This window comes from Pseudomonas sp. PB3P13, from assembly GCF_054897735.1.
In genome coordinates this window covers 3,487,352-3,502,939 of record NZ_CM142702.1, presented here as the reverse complement: position 1 = coordinate 3,502,939, position 15,588 = coordinate 3,487,352, and the positions used below count along the sequence as shown (strand labels likewise).

Genomic DNA, 15,588 nt, shown 5'->3' with positions numbered 1-15,588 from the left:
CATTGCAACGATAATCCGGCCGGATTCGAGATGACTTTTCGAGCCTGCCGAATTATCGTCGACGCAGGCCCCGCTTCGGATTGAACGGTCATGGACACACTTGATGCCTTGCGCCTGTTCGTCAGCATTGCAGAAGCCGGCAACCTGACGGCAGCGGCCCATCAGCAATCCGTGGCCACCTCGACGGTCACCCTTGCGTTGCAGCAGCTGGAAGAACGTGTCTCGGCTCGCCTGATCACGCGGTCCACGCGCAAGCTGACATTTACCCATGAAGGCGAGCAGTTTCTGGTCTATGCCCGGCGGTTTCTGGCGGAGTGGGAAGCGGCGATCGACGGGATCCGCCAGAGCGGACCTTTGAAAGGGCCGATTCGCATGACCGCGACCAGCGATTTTGGCCGTGTACAACTGGTGCCCGCCATTGATCGATTCATGCAATTGCACCCGGACATCCAGGTCACCCTGCATCTGGGCGACGGCGTTATCGACATGATCGAACACAACCTTGACCTTGCGCTGCGAATGGCCCGCTGGTGGATTCGAACCTGCGGTCCAGAGCGTTGGTGCGCAGCCAGCGGATCATCTGCGCGGCACCTGGCTATTGGGATGCGCATGGCAGGCCGGGGCATCCCGAGCAGTTAGCGGAGCATAATTGCCTGATCCTGCATCGACCGGGCGTGCCGTTTTCGACCTGGCCATTCATGGTCGACGGCAAGCCGGTCACTGTGCGGGTTTCGGGAAACCGTATTGCCAACGACGGCGGGGTATTGCGCCATTGGGCGTTGCAGGGGCACGGCGTGATGATCAAGAACCGCTGGGAAGTGCGCCGCGAAATCGAATCAGGCTTGCTCGAAACAGTGCTCGATGAATTCATTCCCGCGCACGTGGACCTGTACGCAGTGACCACCGGCCGCACAACCAGCAGACGCGTCTCGGCGCTGGTGGATTTCCTCGCTGGGGAACTGCACGATGACTAATCGACACGCTCATTTAGCCGATGTAACACGCCGTTGTAGCAGCTGCCGAGCCCGCAAGGCTGCGTCCGGGCCGAAGGCACAGTTCATGCGCACCACCAATCCCAGTGGGAGCGAGCCTGCTCGCGATGAGGCCAGTACAGCCGACGGGTAATCGCGACTGACACACCGCGGTCGCCAGCAGGCTGTCTCCCACAATTGACCGCAGCCAGATCCCGAGTGTATGCGCACCACCAATCCCCAGTGGGAGCGAGCCTGCTCGCGATGAGGCCAGTACAGCCGACGGATAATCGCGACTGACACACCGCCGTCGCCAGCAGGCTGTCTCCCACAATTGACCGCAGCCAGATCCCGAATGTATGCGCACCGCCAATCCCCAGTGGGAGCGAGCCTGCTCGTGATGAGGCCAGTACAGCCGACGGATAATCGCGACTGACACACCGCCGTCGCCAGCAGGCTGTCTCCCACAATTGACCGCAGCCAGATCCCGAATGTATGCGCACCACCAATCCCCTGTGGGAGCGAGCCTGCTCGTGATGAGGCCAGTACAGCCGACCGATAATCGCGACTGACACGCCGCCGTCGCCAGCAGGCTGTCTCCCACAATTGACCGCAGCCAGATCCCGAATGTATGCACACCACCAATCCCCAGTGGGAGCGAGCTTGCTCGCGATGAGGCCAGTACAGCCGACGGATAATCGCGACTGACACACCGCCGTCGCCAGCAGGCTGTCTCCCACAATTGACCGCAGCCAGATCCCGAATGTATGCGCACCACCAATCCCCAGTGGGAGCGAGCTTGCTCGCGATGAGGTCGGCCCATCCGCTCACTTCAGGCACTGAGCACCAGCCTTGGCCACTTGGGCATCCTGCTCGGCTTTGACCCCTGACACCCCGATCGCGCCGATCACGTGGCCGTCGTATATGATCGGCACGCCACCTTCCAGCGAGGTGAGCAGGGGGGCCGAGAGGAAGGCGTAGCGTCCGCCGTTGACCATGTCTTCATAGCCTTTCGATTCACGCCGCCCGAGTGCCGAGGTGCGGGCTTTTTCGGTGGCGATGTAGGCGGCACTGGGTGCGCATCCGTCGAGACGTTCCAGGGCGAGCGGATGGCCACCGTCGTCGACGATGACGATGGTCACGGCCCATTGATTGTTTTGCGCTTCGCTACGGGCGGCGGCAAGAATACGGCTGATTTCGACCTGGCTCAAAATCGCTTTACTGTTCATCGGATTGCTCCTGAGTCGGGGATGACATGGCGTCTTCAACCAGCTCGATCCAGTGCCGCACAGGCGTGCGGCCGGCGCCATCGAGATGGGACTGACAGCCGATATTGGCCGTGACGATGACGTCGGGATGGCCGCTTTCCAGCGCGTTGAGTTTGTTATCGCGCAACTGCCGCGCCAGTACCGGCTGAGTGATGGAATAGGTCCCGGCCGATCCGCAGCACAAGTGGCTGTCCGGTACGGCCGTAAGGTTGAAACCCAGGCGGATCAGCAGCGCTTCCACCGCGCCGCCGAGTTTTTGCGCGTGCTGCAAAGTGCATGGGCAGTGAAAGGCCAGGCGCTGATCGCTGTGAAGCGCGAGCGTTTCAAGCGGTTCATCGCGCAGTACTTCCACGAGGTCGCGGGCCAGCGCGCTGACCTGGCGAGCCTTGGCGGCATACGCCGGATCAGCCCGAAGCAAATGCCCGTAATCCTTGATGAACGCCCCGCAACCACTGGCTGTCTGCACAATCGCCTCGGCACCTTTTTCAACGCTCGGCCACCACGCATCAATGTTGCGCCGAGCGCGATCAAGGCCGGCGGCTTGCGCGTCGAGGTGGTAATCCACCGCGCCGCAACAACCGGCTTCACGTGCAGGAATGATGCTGATGCCCAGACGGTCCAGAACCCGCGCTGTCGCCGCATTGGTGTTGGGCGAGAGGCTGGGTTGCACACAGCCTTCGAGCATCAGCACTTTGCGGGTGTGTTGCGTCACCGGTCGCGATCGGCTCGGGTAGACCTTGCGCGGCAACTTGCCCTGCAGACTGTTCGGCAGCAAGGGGCGGAATACCTGGCCGCTGCCGATCAACGCCTTGAACAGACCGGGATTGGGCACCACGCCGCGCAAGCCTTCGCGCAGCAACCGCTGGTCAAGCGGACGCACAACCGCTGCATCGACCACCGCGCGTCCGATGTCCAGCAGGTTGTGATAATCGACGCCCGAGGGGCAGGTGGTTTCGCAATTGCGACAGGTCAGGCAGCGGTCCAGATGCAGCTGCGTTTTGCGGGTAATCTCGTTGCCTTCCAGCACCTGCTTGATCAGATAGATACGGCCACGCGGGCCGTCCAGCTCATCGCCCAGCAGCTGATAAGTCGGGCAGGTCGCATTGCAAAAACCACAATGCACGCAGGTCCGCAGAATGCTCTCGGCTTCTTCGGCGCGGGGCAGTTGGCGCGACGCTTCGCTCAGGGTTGTCTGCATGGTTCAGAGCTCCGCATACAGGCGGCCGGGGTTGAAAATCTGTTGAGGGTCGAGTTGCTGTTTAAGGCTGCGGTGGTAGCGCATCAACGCCTCGGGCAATGGCTGGAACGGGCAGTCGCTCAGCCCGTGGCTGTAGCAGGTCACGTGCCCGCCAACCTCGTCGACCACTCTGCGAATGAACGGGGCATCGGCATCCGACTTCAACCAGCGCTGGGCGCCGCCCCAATCGAGCAGTTGCCGACCCGGTAACGACAGGCGCGAGGTATTGTTCGGCACGGACAGGCGCCAAAGCGGCTGATCCTCGTCGAAGAAATTCAGCCGGTGCTCATTCAGATCAGTCCAGAAACAAGCGTCCAGCAGCTCGCCACCGAGTCGGTCATGGGCGGCCGTTACCGACCCTTCGCCCCCTTCAAGGCGCAGGTGCAAACGCTGCCCGTCGTGGCAGGCGGCGCTGATCGGCAACGGTTGCTGGCCCCATTCCGCCAGGCGCAGCAAGGCGCGGTCGGCATCCATCTCGAGGCTGATACTCAGGCATTGTCGCGGTTTGGGCAGCACCTTCAGCGATACTTCAGTGATCACGCCAAGTGAGCCGAAGCTGCCCGCCATCAGGCGCGACAGGTCGTAACCGGCCACGTTTTTCATCACTTCGCCACCGAAGCGCAAGTGCTTGCCGAGCCCGGTGATGACCCGCGTACCCAAGACGAAATCCCGCACCGAACCCGACCACGGCCGACGAGGCCCGGACAAGCCGCTGGCGATCATGCCGCCCACCGTGGCGTCGTCACCGAAAGCAGGGGGCTCGCACGGCAACATCTGCTGTGCCTGGTCCAGCACCTGCGCGAGCTCGGCCAGAGGGGTACCGCAACGGGCGGTGATCACCAATTCGGTCGGGTCGTAGCTGACGATGCCGCGGTGCGAGCGCGTGTCGAGCACTTCGCCCGCCGTAATGCGACCGAGAAAAGCCTTGCTGTTGGAGCCCTGAATGCGCAGCGGCGTGACGTTTTGCAGCGCCTGGTTGACCTGCTCCAGCAGGGCGCCACTGTCATCGAGATCGCGTTCGCCATGCATCAGAAGCGCTCCAGTTCGGGGAAGGGCAGTTGCCCCATGTGCACGTGCATCGCGCCAAATTCGGCACAGCGGTGCAGCGTCGGAATGTTCTTCCCGGGGTTGAGCAGGCCGCTCGGATCGAACGCGGCTTTAACGGCATGAAACAGCGTCAGCTCATCGCTGTTGAACTGCGCGCACATCTGATTGATTTTCTCGCGGCCGACCCCGTGTTCACCGGTGATGCTGCCGCCGACTTTCACGCACAACTCAAGGATCTTGCCGCCCAGCGCTTCGGCGCGATCAAGTTCGCCCGGCTGATTGGCGTCGAACAGAATCAGTGGGTGCATGTTGCCGTCGCCGGCGTGAAAAACGTTGGCCACGCGCAGATCGTATTCAGCCGACAACGCCGCAATCGCTTGCAGGACGCCGGGCAATGCGCGGCGCGGGATCGTGCCGTCCATGCAGTAGTAATCCGGCGAGAGCCGACCCACCGCTGGAAAGGCATTCTTGCGTCCGGCCCAGAAGCGCACGCGCTCGGCCTCGTCTTTGGCGAGCCGCACTTCGATGGCGCCAGCCTGTTGCAGCACCAGACGAACGTTGTCGCAATCTGCATGGACATCGGCTTCGACGCCGTCGAGCTCGCACAGCAGAATGGCTTCGGCGTCGACCGGGTAACCGGCGTGAATAAAGTCTTCCGCGGCGCGGATCGCCAGGTTGTCCATCATCTCCAGACCACCGGGGATGATGCCTGCCGCGATGATGTCACCGACGGCACGCCCGGCTTTCTCCACGCTGTCGAAGGCGGCCAGCAGCACCTTGGCAGTTTGCGGTTTCGGCAGCAGTTTGACCGTGACTTCGGTGATCACTCCGAGCATGCCCTCGGAACCGGTGAACAGCGCGAGCAGATCAAAGCCTGGCGAGTCGAGTGCCTGGGAGCCCAGGCTGAGGTGCTCACCGTCTACGGTCAGGATGTCGACCTTGAGCAGGTTGTGCACGGTCAGGCCGTACTTCAAGCAGTGCACACCGCCAGCGTTTTCGGCGACGTTGCCGCCAATCGAGCAAGCAATCTGCGAAGAGGGATCAGGCGCGTAATACAGGCCAAACGGTGCGGCGGCCTGGGAAATCGCCAGGTTGCGCACCCCCGGCTGAACTCGCGCAGTGCGAGCCGCAGGGTCGATGTGCAGAATATTGTTGAAGCGCGCCATCACCAGCAGCACGCCTTTCTCCAAGGGCAGGGCGCCACCGGATAACCCGGTGCCGGCGCCTCGGGCGATGACCGGCACACGCCTTTCATGACACAGCCGCAACACGCCTTGCACCTCATCGAGGTGCCGTGGCAACACCACCAGCATCGGCGTGGTGCGATAGGCCGACAATCCGTCGCATTCGTACGGCCGCAACTCTTCTGGCTGATGCAGCACGTCCAGGTTCGGCATCTGCTCGTTCAGTGCCTGGATCAGCGCGGCTTTGTCGACATTCGGCAGCACGCCGTCGACGCGTTCGTCGTAGAGGATGTTCATAGGCAGTCACGGCACTCGTTTATTGTTATTCGAGGTCTGTTTCCGGTATTGCGCACCTATGCATCATTGGCCCGCGGCGGTCGGCTGTCCATGCGTTGTTGCACTGTTGGAAGCGGAATCTTCAGGGACCAAACTGCGCCCCTGAAAAACACTAAGCCGATCAGGACGTTATCGTTTTTGGCTCAAGGGCGCTGATCTTCCGCAGACTCGGTGTCAAACCGGATCTGCTCGGGATCACCCAGCGAGCTGTAATGCTTGCGCAGTTTGCGCAAGTCCCGGGTGCCCATTTTGTCCAGTGACAAGGTGGCGTTCTGCGCTTCCTTGGTGGCTCGAATCAGCTCGTCGATTTTCAAATGCAGGATGTCATTGTCACGGTTTTGCGTGTTCTGGATGAGGAACACCATCAGGAAAGTGATGATCGTGGTCGAGGTATTGATGATCAGTTGCCACGTGTCGTTGTAATTGAACAACGGACCGGTGACGGCCCACGCAATGATCAACATGATGGCGGTGAGAAAGGTCTTCGAACTGCCGGCTCGGTTGGAGAGGGCTTGGCAGAATTTTGAAAATTTCATGAGGCGGGCTCTGGCTTGTGGTTCGGAATAGACCACAAACCGCCGCTGAAATTCTTTATTACAAATTCCCAAGGCGTGATTAACGTCTCGCCGGCCTCCAAAAAAGCAGTCAGCGGATTGATACGGAGAAAAGAAAGCGTACTCCGCGGGCTGAGCGCTTCGCACCATTCGAAGGTGTCAGTCTGCTGCAGACTTCTGATCGTTAGGCTGCCCTTTAGCCAATATATAGCAGGGTGAAGGTGGCCATTGGGATGAGTAGTAACCACGACGGAAAGCAGCTTCCAGCCTTCGCGAATTTTCATGTTGGCGTCATTGGTGGAAAGGGCTTCCATGATTTGGTATGCCTCGGACATATGCATGTGATGACTCGCTTCGCTGGATTCTTCCATTAGGCAGGTATCCGACGCGCAGGTTCAGACTGGTACACCGTCGGTCAGCGAGAGCCACCCTGATCGATCAGCCCCAGTCTGGGCACAATAGTGCGCGGCTCCAGCAGTGCACCCGGCGCCACCACCGCGTTGGCGCCAATTCGTACACCGTCACCCACCAGAGCTCCGAACTTGCAGACGCCCGTTTCGATAATGCGTTGATTGACGAGAATCGTGATGTTCGCGCCCTCGAACTCATTGCGGTAGTTGGCGATCACGGCACCAGCCTCGACATTGACGTTTGCACCCAGTAGCGAATCGCCCACGAAATTGAAATGCGCTAGCTTGCTGCCGTCCAGCATGAAGCTGCTCTTCAGCTCACAAGCGGGGCCGATGATGCAGCGGCTTGCCAGGTAAGTGCCGCCGCGAAGGTATGCCCCTGCTGCAACAAAACAATGCGGACCGACCACCACTGGACCTTTGAGGATTGCCCCCGGCTCAACTGTGGCTGTCTCGTGGACCGCGACGCTTCCTTGCAGACGGTAACCGGGCCCTAGTCTCCCGAGCAGCGTCACAACGTGATGTTCGGCGGCCTGGGTGACGTCCCAGGCCTGCGTAGCCGCGTCCGCTAACCCGAGATCCTGCCAGCGGGAAATAAATCGAGAGATATCAATTTCAGTCAATGCAAAAATCTCTTGGTCGGGTCGTTGATGACGGAGCCCGTAAAGTGTCAGCTGGCTAACCGGACTTTTTCACGGGCTGATCCGGTTGAAGCAGTTGCGTCACTGCCAGCACCAGCTCATCCAGTGACCACGGTTTGTGCAGGTACAGCGTCAAGGCGGGCAGCGTCTGTGGATCAATCAGATAACCGGATGTCAGAATCGCCGAGATGTGCGGCCATTGTCCCCGCACCATTTCGATGAACTCCGTCCCTTGCACTTGCCCCGGCACGCCGTGATCGGCGATCACCAGGCGGCATTGTTCGTGCGCATGCAAGAGGTAGGTCAAGGCATCGTCGGCCGTGTCGAACGCGGTGGCCTTGGCGCCGATTTCTTCGACGATGTCCACCATCAAGGAACGCAGCGTCGGGTCGTCCTCGACCACGATGATTTCGCCCTGAATCGGCAATATCCCTTCCCAATTCACATTCACTCATTGATTCCTTAGCCAGGCCCGAAGGCCGACGTCACTGAAGTCAGTGTCTGAGTGTATGTCCATTTTCGCGATGCGCCCGCTGGAAATCATTCGTTATATGTCGCAGGTCAACGGATTGGTTTATTCCTCCACCGATTGCGTAGCGCGGACTTATTCACGACATTGACTCAGGTCGTCTCGACGGCTGTCACGTTCAACCACTGTGTCTGGCGACTTCATTCCCAGCAATGGCAAACCCAGCAACGTCAGGCCGATGCCCGCCAAAGCGCTGACGGGCAAGGGGTCGCCAAACTGCAGCCACGCCCACAGCAGCGTGACAGGCGGCGCCAAAAACAGTGCGCCACTGATTTTTTGCACGCTGAAGCGTTGCAGGCACAACCAGTAAGAACCATAGCCCCCAACCGTTGCGAAGAACACCAGCCACGCGACACCCGCGGCGAAACCCGCGGTGGCAGGCGGTAGCAGTGCGCCTTCAAAGTACGCCAGCACGGCGAATACCGGCGTGACGGCGCAGACTTGAATGAACAACGCAGTCGGCGCAGGCATCGAGGCACCGGGTGCGGCTTTTTCATACAGCGTCGCTGCCGCCAGCGAGAACACCGCCAGCAGGGGCAAAACATAAGCCCACAGATTGGCGGCGCTCCATTCGACGCTGGCGCTGCTCGCCACCAGCATGCCCAGCAGACACAGCGCCAATCCCAGCCATTGCCAGCCTCGCGTGCGTTGCCCCGGCACGCAGCCGGCCAGCACCACAATCGTCAAGGGCAACAGATTGGCGATGACCGCAGCGGTACCGGGGGCGACGCCCAGTTGGATCGCGCCGGCGATCGGCCCGATGTAGCCGCCGATGGCGAACACACCCAGCAAACTTTGATGGATGACATCGCGACGGCACAGCGCTCGCAATCCCCTCCAGGCGAAGGGCAGCAACACCGCCGCCGCGAGAACGAAACGCCACAGCGACGCAAGGTAGACGCCGCCCTGATCGGCAGCATAACGGTAGCCGATGAAGCCGGAGCTCCAACTGATGACCATGGTCAGCAGAAGCAGGGCGCTTCCCCACAGCGATACTCGAGATAGGGCAACGTTCATCGGTTGGCACCTGACAGTGGGCTGGATTCGATGGTATGAAGGAATGGCTGGTGCAATCAAACGATACGATCAGCAGCACTGATGCAGGAATCCTGAACCATGTCGGAGACGCTGGAAATTGACCTGCTGCGAACTTTTCAGGCCATCGTGCGCTTTGGCCAGTTTCTCGCAGCGGCGAATTTTTTGAACAAGAGTCCTTCGGCGGTGAGCCTGCACGTTCGCCGACTGGAGGCGCTGGCGGGCGGGCGCTTGCTGGAGCGCGACAATCAGACCGTCACCCTGACGCCTTTGGGTCGACGCTTCGCGCTGCAAACCGCCGAGCTGCTGATGCTCCATGATCGTCTGCTGGCCGGCTTCACCGCTCCAGTGGCCAGTGGACGGATCAGGCTGGGAATCTCCGAGGAGTATGCCGCTGCCGTGCTGGGCTGTACGTTGCCACACCTGACGGCGGACTTTCCGGGGATCGAGCTGGAAGTCGAAACCGGGAACAGTGGGCGCTTGGGCGTGCGCCTTGAGCGCGGGCAGCTGGATATGGCGCTGCTGGTCGAACCGGTTGACGCGGCGGCACCGGCCGAACGTTGTGTGAAAACCTTCGGGGTCACCGAGCCCGTCTGGGTCGCTGCGCACGACTATGCGCTGGACCTGAGCAAACCGGTTCCGTTGGCGTTGCATGGCAAGGGCTGCCCATATCGCGCGGTCGCCGTTGATAGCCTGTCGCGGCAGGGTCGACGCTGGCGGACGGTGATCATCAGCGCAGGCGTTATCGCGCTGGATGCCGCCGTGGAGGCGGGCCTGGCGATCGGCATCGTCGACCGCGCCCGGGTCAGTGAAGGCATGCGCGTGCTGACGGCGGCAGACGGATTCCCCGAGCTGCCCGTGCATGAACTGCGCTTGATGTCAGCGCCCGGCGAGCTGAGTGCGGCAGCTGAAGTGCTGGTGGGATTGATCGGGCATGATTTTCATCGCAGACCACTGTAGCGGCCGGGGTCGCCAGCTGCTAAACAGGCCAGCGATTATTAAAGTTAACAAGAATTGCCGAATGGCCAGGTCGCTCGTCCGGACAACGCCTCGGCGGTCGCAACAGGGTCACTTCCTGCACTCCGCCAACACCACTTGGCAGGTATTCGGCGTGCCGCCGGAACGCTCGGCATAACGGATGCAATTGTTCATGGATTTGTTGCGCGCCACGTTCAAAGTGTCGCCCCAGGCCAGGCCGCCCTCACCAATGCTCGGAAGCGCTTTGGCGTAGCAACTTGAACCGGTGCTTGAAGGAGTGTAGCGAGACGTCGCAGCTTTGCCTGAACAGCCTGTCGTCAGGCCGAGCAGGGTCGCGAGCATGCCAAGAATGACCCATGACGAGCAGTGCGCCGCTGTCGATCCATTCATGCCGGTTCCCCTGATTCAGACCATCTGCTCTTTTCAGCGTAGACGGTTTTGCACCCGCTCCGTGGAAGCGGAGCCTGGTGGTTGCAGGGCGTGCGCGGGGGCCACAAGAACACTTACGACAGCATCAAGGCGTTTCCCGAAACCGACTTCACCGAGGATCTGACGCTGATTTTCCACGGCGACAACGATCAGATCGTGCCCATCGATGCCGCCGGGCGGGCCTCGGCGAAACTGATCAAGGACAACACACTGATCGTCTATGAAGGCGCACCGCACGGGATCACCGACACCCACAAGGAGCGACTCAATGCCGACCTGCTGGCGTTCGTGCAGTCGTAGCATTTACTGCGGATGACGTGAGAGCCCGGGCGCGGCTCTCACTGTCACCTGTAACGCCTGGCAATCAAGACGCCTTGTTGGAATCGTCCGCTGCCTTGATCAGGTCGGCGCCGATTTCATCGGAGAACTTGTCCCACACCGGGCGCATCGCGTCGCGCCATTGCTGGCGTTGTTCAGGCGTCAGCGGGGAGATCTCGCTGGTCTTGGCGTCGATGATCGTTTGCTTGGCCGTGCGGTTCAGGGCTTCGGCCTGTTCGTTCACCTTGACGGTGACTTGATCCATGATTGTTTGCAGCTCGCCGCGCACATCTTCTGGCAGGCCGTTCCAGAATTTGGCGTTGGTGATGACCATGTAATCGATCAGGCCATGGTTGGTTTCAGTGAAGAACGGCTGCACCTCGTAGACTTTCTGGCTCTCGTAATTGGACCAGGTGTTTTCTGTGCCGTTGACGGTGCCGGTCTGCAAGCCTTGGTAAACCTCGGCAAAACTCATCTTGCGCGGGTTGGCGCGGATCGCCTTGAACTGTTCTTCGAGCACACTTGACGCCTGCACGCGAAATTTCAGGCCGCGGGCGTCCTTGGGCAGTATCACTTTCTTGTTCGCCGACAGCTGCTTGAGGCCGTTGTGCCAATAGGCCATGCCATGAATGCCCTTGTCGTTCATCGACGACAGCAACGCTTTGCCCTGCGGGCCTTGCTGAAAACGGTCGACCGCGGCCAGGTCGTTGAACAGGAAGGGAAGGTCGAAAATCTGCACTTTTTTGGTGTACTGCTCGAACTTCGCCAGCGACGGCGCCAGCATCTGCACATCGCCCACCAACAACGCTTCCATCTCCTTGCCGTCACCAAACAGCGCCGAGTTCGGATAGACCTCGACCTTGACCCGGTCCTTGAGCTGCGGATGTTCGGCCACCCGTTTCTGGAACATCAGGGCGCCTTGGCCTTTGGGCGTATTGTCGGCCACCACGTGGGCGAATTTGATGATTATCGGGTCGGCCGCCTGCGCGAGGCCTGCCATGGAAATGGCGGCGGCGCAGAGCATCGCCTTGGTCAGCTTCAACATCGTGATCACCTTTTTATTGTTGTAGGGGAAGTCAGTCGTTGAGGACGTGTTGAGCCCTCGCGGGTGAGGCAGTTTAGAAATTTCTCCATGCTCAAGATGCCGAATCGGGCGCGTTTGCTGAATCAGCTTTTGCGTAACCCTGCATTCGGACGCGCTGAACGCGTTCAGTTGGCCGCCAGGGCCAGCAGCCGTTGCGCGCGCAGCAACACCGGGGCGTCGATCATTTGTCCATCCAGCTGAAAAGCACCGGCGCCGTGCGCCGCCGCGCTGGCTTGCACGACTCGACGTGCCCAGTTCAGATCATCTGTGCTGGGGACGAGGGCAGCATGAATGACCGCCACCTGATTGGGATGAATGCACAGCGCGCCGCCATAACCCATGTCGTACGCATGACGGACGGCCCGCTGCAAACCGTCGGGATCACCGATGGCCGGGAACACGCCATCCAGCGGTGGCAGCAAGTCGGCCCCGCGCGAATGCAATTGCACGGCCATGCGCGCCTGATCGAGAAAAAGCAGCGCGGCGGCGCTGCCGGTGTTCAGGTTCAAATCGAGGGCGAGGTCGAGGCTGCCGAATGACAAGCGCTCGACCCCCTCGGCGTGGGCAATCTGTTCCAGCGCCAGCAGGCCTTTGGCGCTTTCGATAATCGGCCAGAGCGGCTTGCCGGTTTGCCACACGGCGGCGACGTGTGCGGCGCTTTCGACCTTGGGCAGCAGAATGCCGACGACGCCATTGTGTTGCTTGCAAAACGTCAGATCCGCGACGTGTTCCGGGTGCCCCGGTGCATTGACGCGCACCCAGACCGAAGCCTGTGGCTGCTCGCTGAAAAAGTCCGCCAGATTATCGCGGGCCTGACGTTTCAACGGTTCCTCCACGGCGTCCTCGAAATCGACGATGACCGCGTCGGCGCCAGCGGCCAGGGCCTTGGCAAAACGCTCGGGGCGACTGCCGGGCACGAACAGCGCGGAGCGGACGATGGTTGGGCGCATGCATGAATCCTCTTGAGCGTTCAAGTTCATCACCCTTCAAACCACCCCAGTGGCGGTCAACCGAGCCTGTTCTTGCGCAGAGAAACCCAGCTCTGCGAGGATCTCCCGGGTGTGCTGCCCGAGGTCCGGCACACCATCCATGCGCGGGGTGAACGCACTGTTGTGGCCGGGTGGCAGCAGCGACGGCAGTTTCCCGCAAGGGCTGTCGACTTCGCGCCAGCGATCACGGGCCTTGAGTTGCGGATGCTCCCAGACGCCCTGCATGTCGTTGACCCGGGCGTTGGCGATTTGCGCGTCTTCCAGGCGTGTGACCACCTCATCGACCGACAACCCCGCGAAGCCGTCGACGATGATCTGCCGTAACGCTTCACGATTCTCCGAGCGCTTGAAATTGGCCGAGAAACGCGGGTCCGTTGCCAGGGTTTTATCCAGCAGGACCTTCTCGCAGAACAGCGCCCATTCGCGCTCGTTCTGCAGGCCGAGCATGATGGTGCCGCCACCGCCAGTGGGAAATGGCCCGTACGGGTAGATGGTCGCGTGCGAGGCGCCGGCCCGGGCTGGCGGCGGCGCACCCTGGTAGGCGTAGTACATCGGGTAGCCCATCCACTCGACCAGGCTTTCCAGCATCGACACGTCGATGCGGCTGCCCACGCCGGTTTTCTCGCGCAGCATCAGCGCCGAGAGAATGCCGGTGTACGCGTACATGCCCGCAGCGATGTCGGCAATCGAGCAGCCGGCCTTGGCCATTTCGTCTTCGCCGGGGCCACCGGTCACCGACAGAAAGCCGCCCTCGCTCTGGATCAGCAGGTCGTAGGCCTTTTTCTTTTCATAAGGCCCGCCTTCGCCGTAGCCGGAAATATCGCAAACGATCAGCCGTGGGAAACGCGCCTGCAACGCCTCGAACGATAATCCCATGCGTGCCGCCGCACCCGGCGCGAGGTTCTGCACCAGCACGTCGGCCTTACCCAGCAGCGATTCGAGAATGCCGCTGGCAGCGTCCTGTTTCAGGTCCAGGGTGAGGCTTTCCTTGGAACGATTGGTCCAGACGAAGTGCGAGGCCAGACCGTCGACCCGCTGATCGTAGCCGCGGGCGAAATCACCGGTGCCGGGGCGCTCAACCTTGACCACGCGGGCGCCCAGATCGGCCAGTTGCCGCGTGCAGAAGGGCGCCGCTATCGCGTGTTCCAGGCTGATGACAGTGATGCCGTCCAGCGGACGGGGATTGAGCTGGGTCATTTTGGTCACCTGTTCACAACGGTTAAATCAGATCCGCCAACACCTGCGCATCGCGCAGATGCCAGACCTTGTCGATCAGCGCTTCGCCTTGCTCAGGCGTGCGCGCTCCGGAGAACGCCAGCAAGCGCTGGAACTTGGCCGCCAGTTCCGGGCGGCTGAGCGAGTTGCCGGGGTCACCTTTCGGTTCGTCGATGGCGGCGGTGAGCGTGCGGCCGTCGGTAGTGACGACGATCACGCGGCCGAGCCAGCGCGCGGGGTAGGCGCTGTCCACTTCAGGGGCGAATTCCATGCTGACTTTTTCGCGGAAGGCGTCGACGTCGGCGTCAGTCAGCGCGAGGTCGCGGAACTCGATCAACTGCGCACTGCCGTGCACGGCGATCAGCCCCAGCACGGCGCCCATGGAGAATTTGGCCTGATGCACAGTCGTCGGTTTCACCACACGGCCCAACACGTCGATGGCGCCCTGATGCACGCGGGTCACCACCTTGGCGATCTGGTCGTGGCGCAAATCTTCACGTTGCATCAGACGCAGCAAGGCGTCAGCGGCAGGGTGCGTGTGGCGGCATGAAGCGTGGAACTTGAACGAGGTTTCCGCCAATGCCCAGCGCGTGCCGAGCCGATCGGACAACCGGGCCGGGTCTGCATCGGTGGACATGCCGGCCGCCATGCCTTGCCCGCCCTCGAGAATATTGCGCGCGCCAGTCAGACCGTCCTCGGTCATGTAAGCGGCGAGCAAACCATCGGCGGCAGCCTTGGCGGCGTGCAATTGTTTGGAGTCTGCGGCATCGCGCAAGAACTCCCACAAACCGGCCGCCTGAGTGCCGGCACTGCCCAGCACATTGATGAAGTGTTCCTTGTCGAAACCCAGCAACTTGCCGACGCCCACCGCCGCGGCGAGGGTGCCGACGGTGGCGGTGGTGTGGAAGATGCGGTAGTGCGAACGGCCCATGAATTCGCCGATGCGAATCCCCGCTTCGTAGCCGGCGACCGAGGCCAGCAGCAGATCCTGGCCGGACCTGTTCAAGTCCTGAGCCGCCGCCAGCACCGCGGAAAAAACCACCGTGGCCGGGTGCAGCACGGAGCTGTTGTGCAGATCGTCCTGTTCCACCAAATGGGAAGATGCGCCATTGACGAAGGCTGCAAAGTAAGCCGACGTACCGCGGCCACTGACCAGAATCCTGGCGTTGCCGTCGGCCGGTCCCATGCGCTCGGCGTAGCGCTCGAACAACGGAATCGGCCGTGCGCCCTGGCTGGCCAGCGCCGAGCCGATCCAGTCGAGAAACAGGTCTTCGGTGCGCGCGAGCACGGTGTCGGGAATCTGCGCGTAATTCAGGTCGGCCAGGAACGTGGCCAAGGCATCGGTATGGTGCATGGGCTGGGC

At 61.4% G+C, this 15,588-nt stretch carries 15 protein-coding genes and 2 pseudogenes; 3 read left to right on the top strand and 14 right to left on the bottom strand.

Annotation, left to right across the window (positions count from 1 at the left end; all coding sequences use genetic code 11):
- Positions 1-90 precede the first annotated feature (90 nt).
- Positions 91-974: pseudogene (locus ACYZT1_RS16205) on the top strand (LysR family transcriptional regulator).
- Between the two features lie 824 nt (positions 975-1,798).
- Here the strand turns inward: ACYZT1_RS16205 and ACYZT1_RS16200 are convergent.
- The 9 genes from ACYZT1_RS16200 to ACYZT1_RS16160 form a co-directional block, all read right to left on the bottom strand.
- Complete coding sequence (locus ACYZT1_RS16200; RefSeq protein WP_462015710.1) at positions 1,799-2,200, bottom strand: heme-binding protein; 402 nt, start codon at positions 2,198-2,200, stop codon at positions 1,799-1,801.
- Complete coding sequence (gene glcF / locus ACYZT1_RS16195) at positions 2,190-3,437, bottom strand: glycolate oxidase subunit GlcF (RefSeq protein WP_462015709.1); 1,248 nt, start codon at positions 3,435-3,437, stop codon at positions 2,190-2,192. The genes ACYZT1_RS16200 and glcF overlap by 11 nt, the downstream gene beginning before the upstream one ends.
- Positions 3,438-3,440: 3 nt before the next feature.
- Positions 3,441-4,505: a glycolate oxidase subunit GlcE gene (glcE, locus tag ACYZT1_RS16190; protein ID WP_462015708.1), complete on the bottom strand. Its 1,065-nt coding sequence runs from the start codon at positions 4,503-4,505 to the stop codon at positions 3,441-3,443.
- A complete protein-coding gene (gene glcD, locus ACYZT1_RS16185) occupies positions 4,505-6,004 on the bottom strand; it encodes a glycolate oxidase subunit GlcD (RefSeq protein WP_462015707.1) in 1,500 nt (499 codons plus the stop codon). Before glcD ends, glcE begins: the two co-directional genes overlap by 1 nt.
- A 182-nt stretch (positions 6,005-6,186) precedes the next feature.
- Positions 6,187-6,579 (bottom strand): low affinity iron permease family protein, encoded by a 393-nt coding sequence (locus ACYZT1_RS16180; protein WP_462015706.1) that lies wholly within the window; start codon positions 6,577-6,579, stop codon positions 6,187-6,189.
- A complete protein-coding gene (locus tag ACYZT1_RS16175; RefSeq protein ID WP_462015705.1) occupies positions 6,576-6,968 on the bottom strand; it encodes a hypothetical protein in 393 nt (130 codons plus the stop codon). The genes ACYZT1_RS16180 and ACYZT1_RS16175 overlap by 4 nt, the downstream gene beginning before the upstream one ends.
- Before the next feature lie 44 nt (positions 6,969-7,012).
- Positions 7,013-7,630, bottom strand: coding sequence for an LbetaH domain-containing protein (locus tag ACYZT1_RS16170; RefSeq protein WP_462015704.1), 618 nt, complete (start codon positions 7,628-7,630; stop codon positions 7,013-7,015).
- A gap of 55 nt (positions 7,631-7,685) precedes the next feature.
- A complete protein-coding gene (locus ACYZT1_RS16165) occupies positions 7,686-8,099 on the bottom strand; it encodes a response regulator (RefSeq protein WP_462015703.1) in 414 nt (137 codons plus the stop codon).
- Positions 8,100-8,252: 153 nt separating this feature from the next.
- Complete coding sequence (locus ACYZT1_RS16160; protein WP_462015702.1) at positions 8,253-9,194, bottom strand: DMT family transporter; 942 nt, start codon at positions 9,192-9,194, stop codon at positions 8,253-8,255.
- A 99-nt stretch (positions 9,195-9,293) separates the two neighbouring features.
- Between ACYZT1_RS16160 and ACYZT1_RS16155 the strand changes: the two genes are divergently transcribed.
- Positions 9,294-10,172 carry a LysR family transcriptional regulator gene (locus ACYZT1_RS16155; RefSeq protein ID WP_462015701.1) on the top strand — a complete coding sequence of 293 codons (879 nt, stop codon included), beginning with the start codon at positions 9,294-9,296 and terminating at the stop codon, positions 10,170-10,172.
- 108 nt (positions 10,173-10,280) lie between these two features.
- Here the strand turns inward: ACYZT1_RS16155 and ACYZT1_RS16150 are convergent, their stop codons facing one another.
- Positions 10,281-10,580, bottom strand: a complete 300-nt coding sequence (locus ACYZT1_RS16150; RefSeq protein WP_462015700.1) for a hypothetical protein — start codon at positions 10,578-10,580, stop codon at positions 10,281-10,283.
- Positions 10,581-10,652: 72 nt separating this feature from the next.
- On the opposite strand from ACYZT1_RS16150, the pseudogene ACYZT1_RS16145 reads away from it, so the two are divergent.
- Positions 10,653-10,919 (top strand): annotated as a pseudogene (locus tag ACYZT1_RS16145) (alpha/beta fold hydrolase); the annotation flags it as partial.
- 64 nt (positions 10,920-10,983) lie between these two features.
- Here ACYZT1_RS16145 and ACYZT1_RS16140 read toward each other — a convergent pair.
- The 4 genes from ACYZT1_RS16140 to ACYZT1_RS16125 all read right to left on the bottom strand — a co-directional run bounded on the left by ACYZT1_RS16140 (position 10,984) and on the right by ACYZT1_RS16125 (position 15,579).
- Positions 10,984-11,982, bottom strand: a complete 999-nt coding sequence (locus ACYZT1_RS16140) for a TRAP transporter substrate-binding protein (protein WP_462015699.1) — start codon at positions 11,980-11,982, stop codon at positions 10,984-10,986.
- Positions 11,983-12,146: 164 nt separating this feature from the next.
- Positions 12,147-12,971 carry an HpcH/HpaI aldolase/citrate lyase family protein gene (locus ACYZT1_RS16135; protein ID WP_462015698.1) on the bottom strand — a complete coding sequence of 275 codons (825 nt, stop codon included), beginning with the start codon at positions 12,969-12,971 and terminating at the stop codon, positions 12,147-12,149.
- A gap of 36 nt (positions 12,972-13,007) precedes the next feature.
- On the bottom strand, positions 13,008-14,207 hold the full coding sequence (locus ACYZT1_RS16130) for a CaiB/BaiF CoA transferase family protein (protein WP_462015697.1): 1,200 nt from the start codon (positions 14,205-14,207) through the stop codon (positions 13,008-13,010).
- A gap of 22 nt (positions 14,208-14,229) precedes the next feature.
- A complete protein-coding gene (locus tag ACYZT1_RS16125) occupies positions 14,230-15,579 on the bottom strand; it encodes an MmgE/PrpD family protein (protein WP_462015696.1) in 1,350 nt (449 codons plus the stop codon).
- Positions 15,580-15,588: the final 9 nt, after the last annotated feature.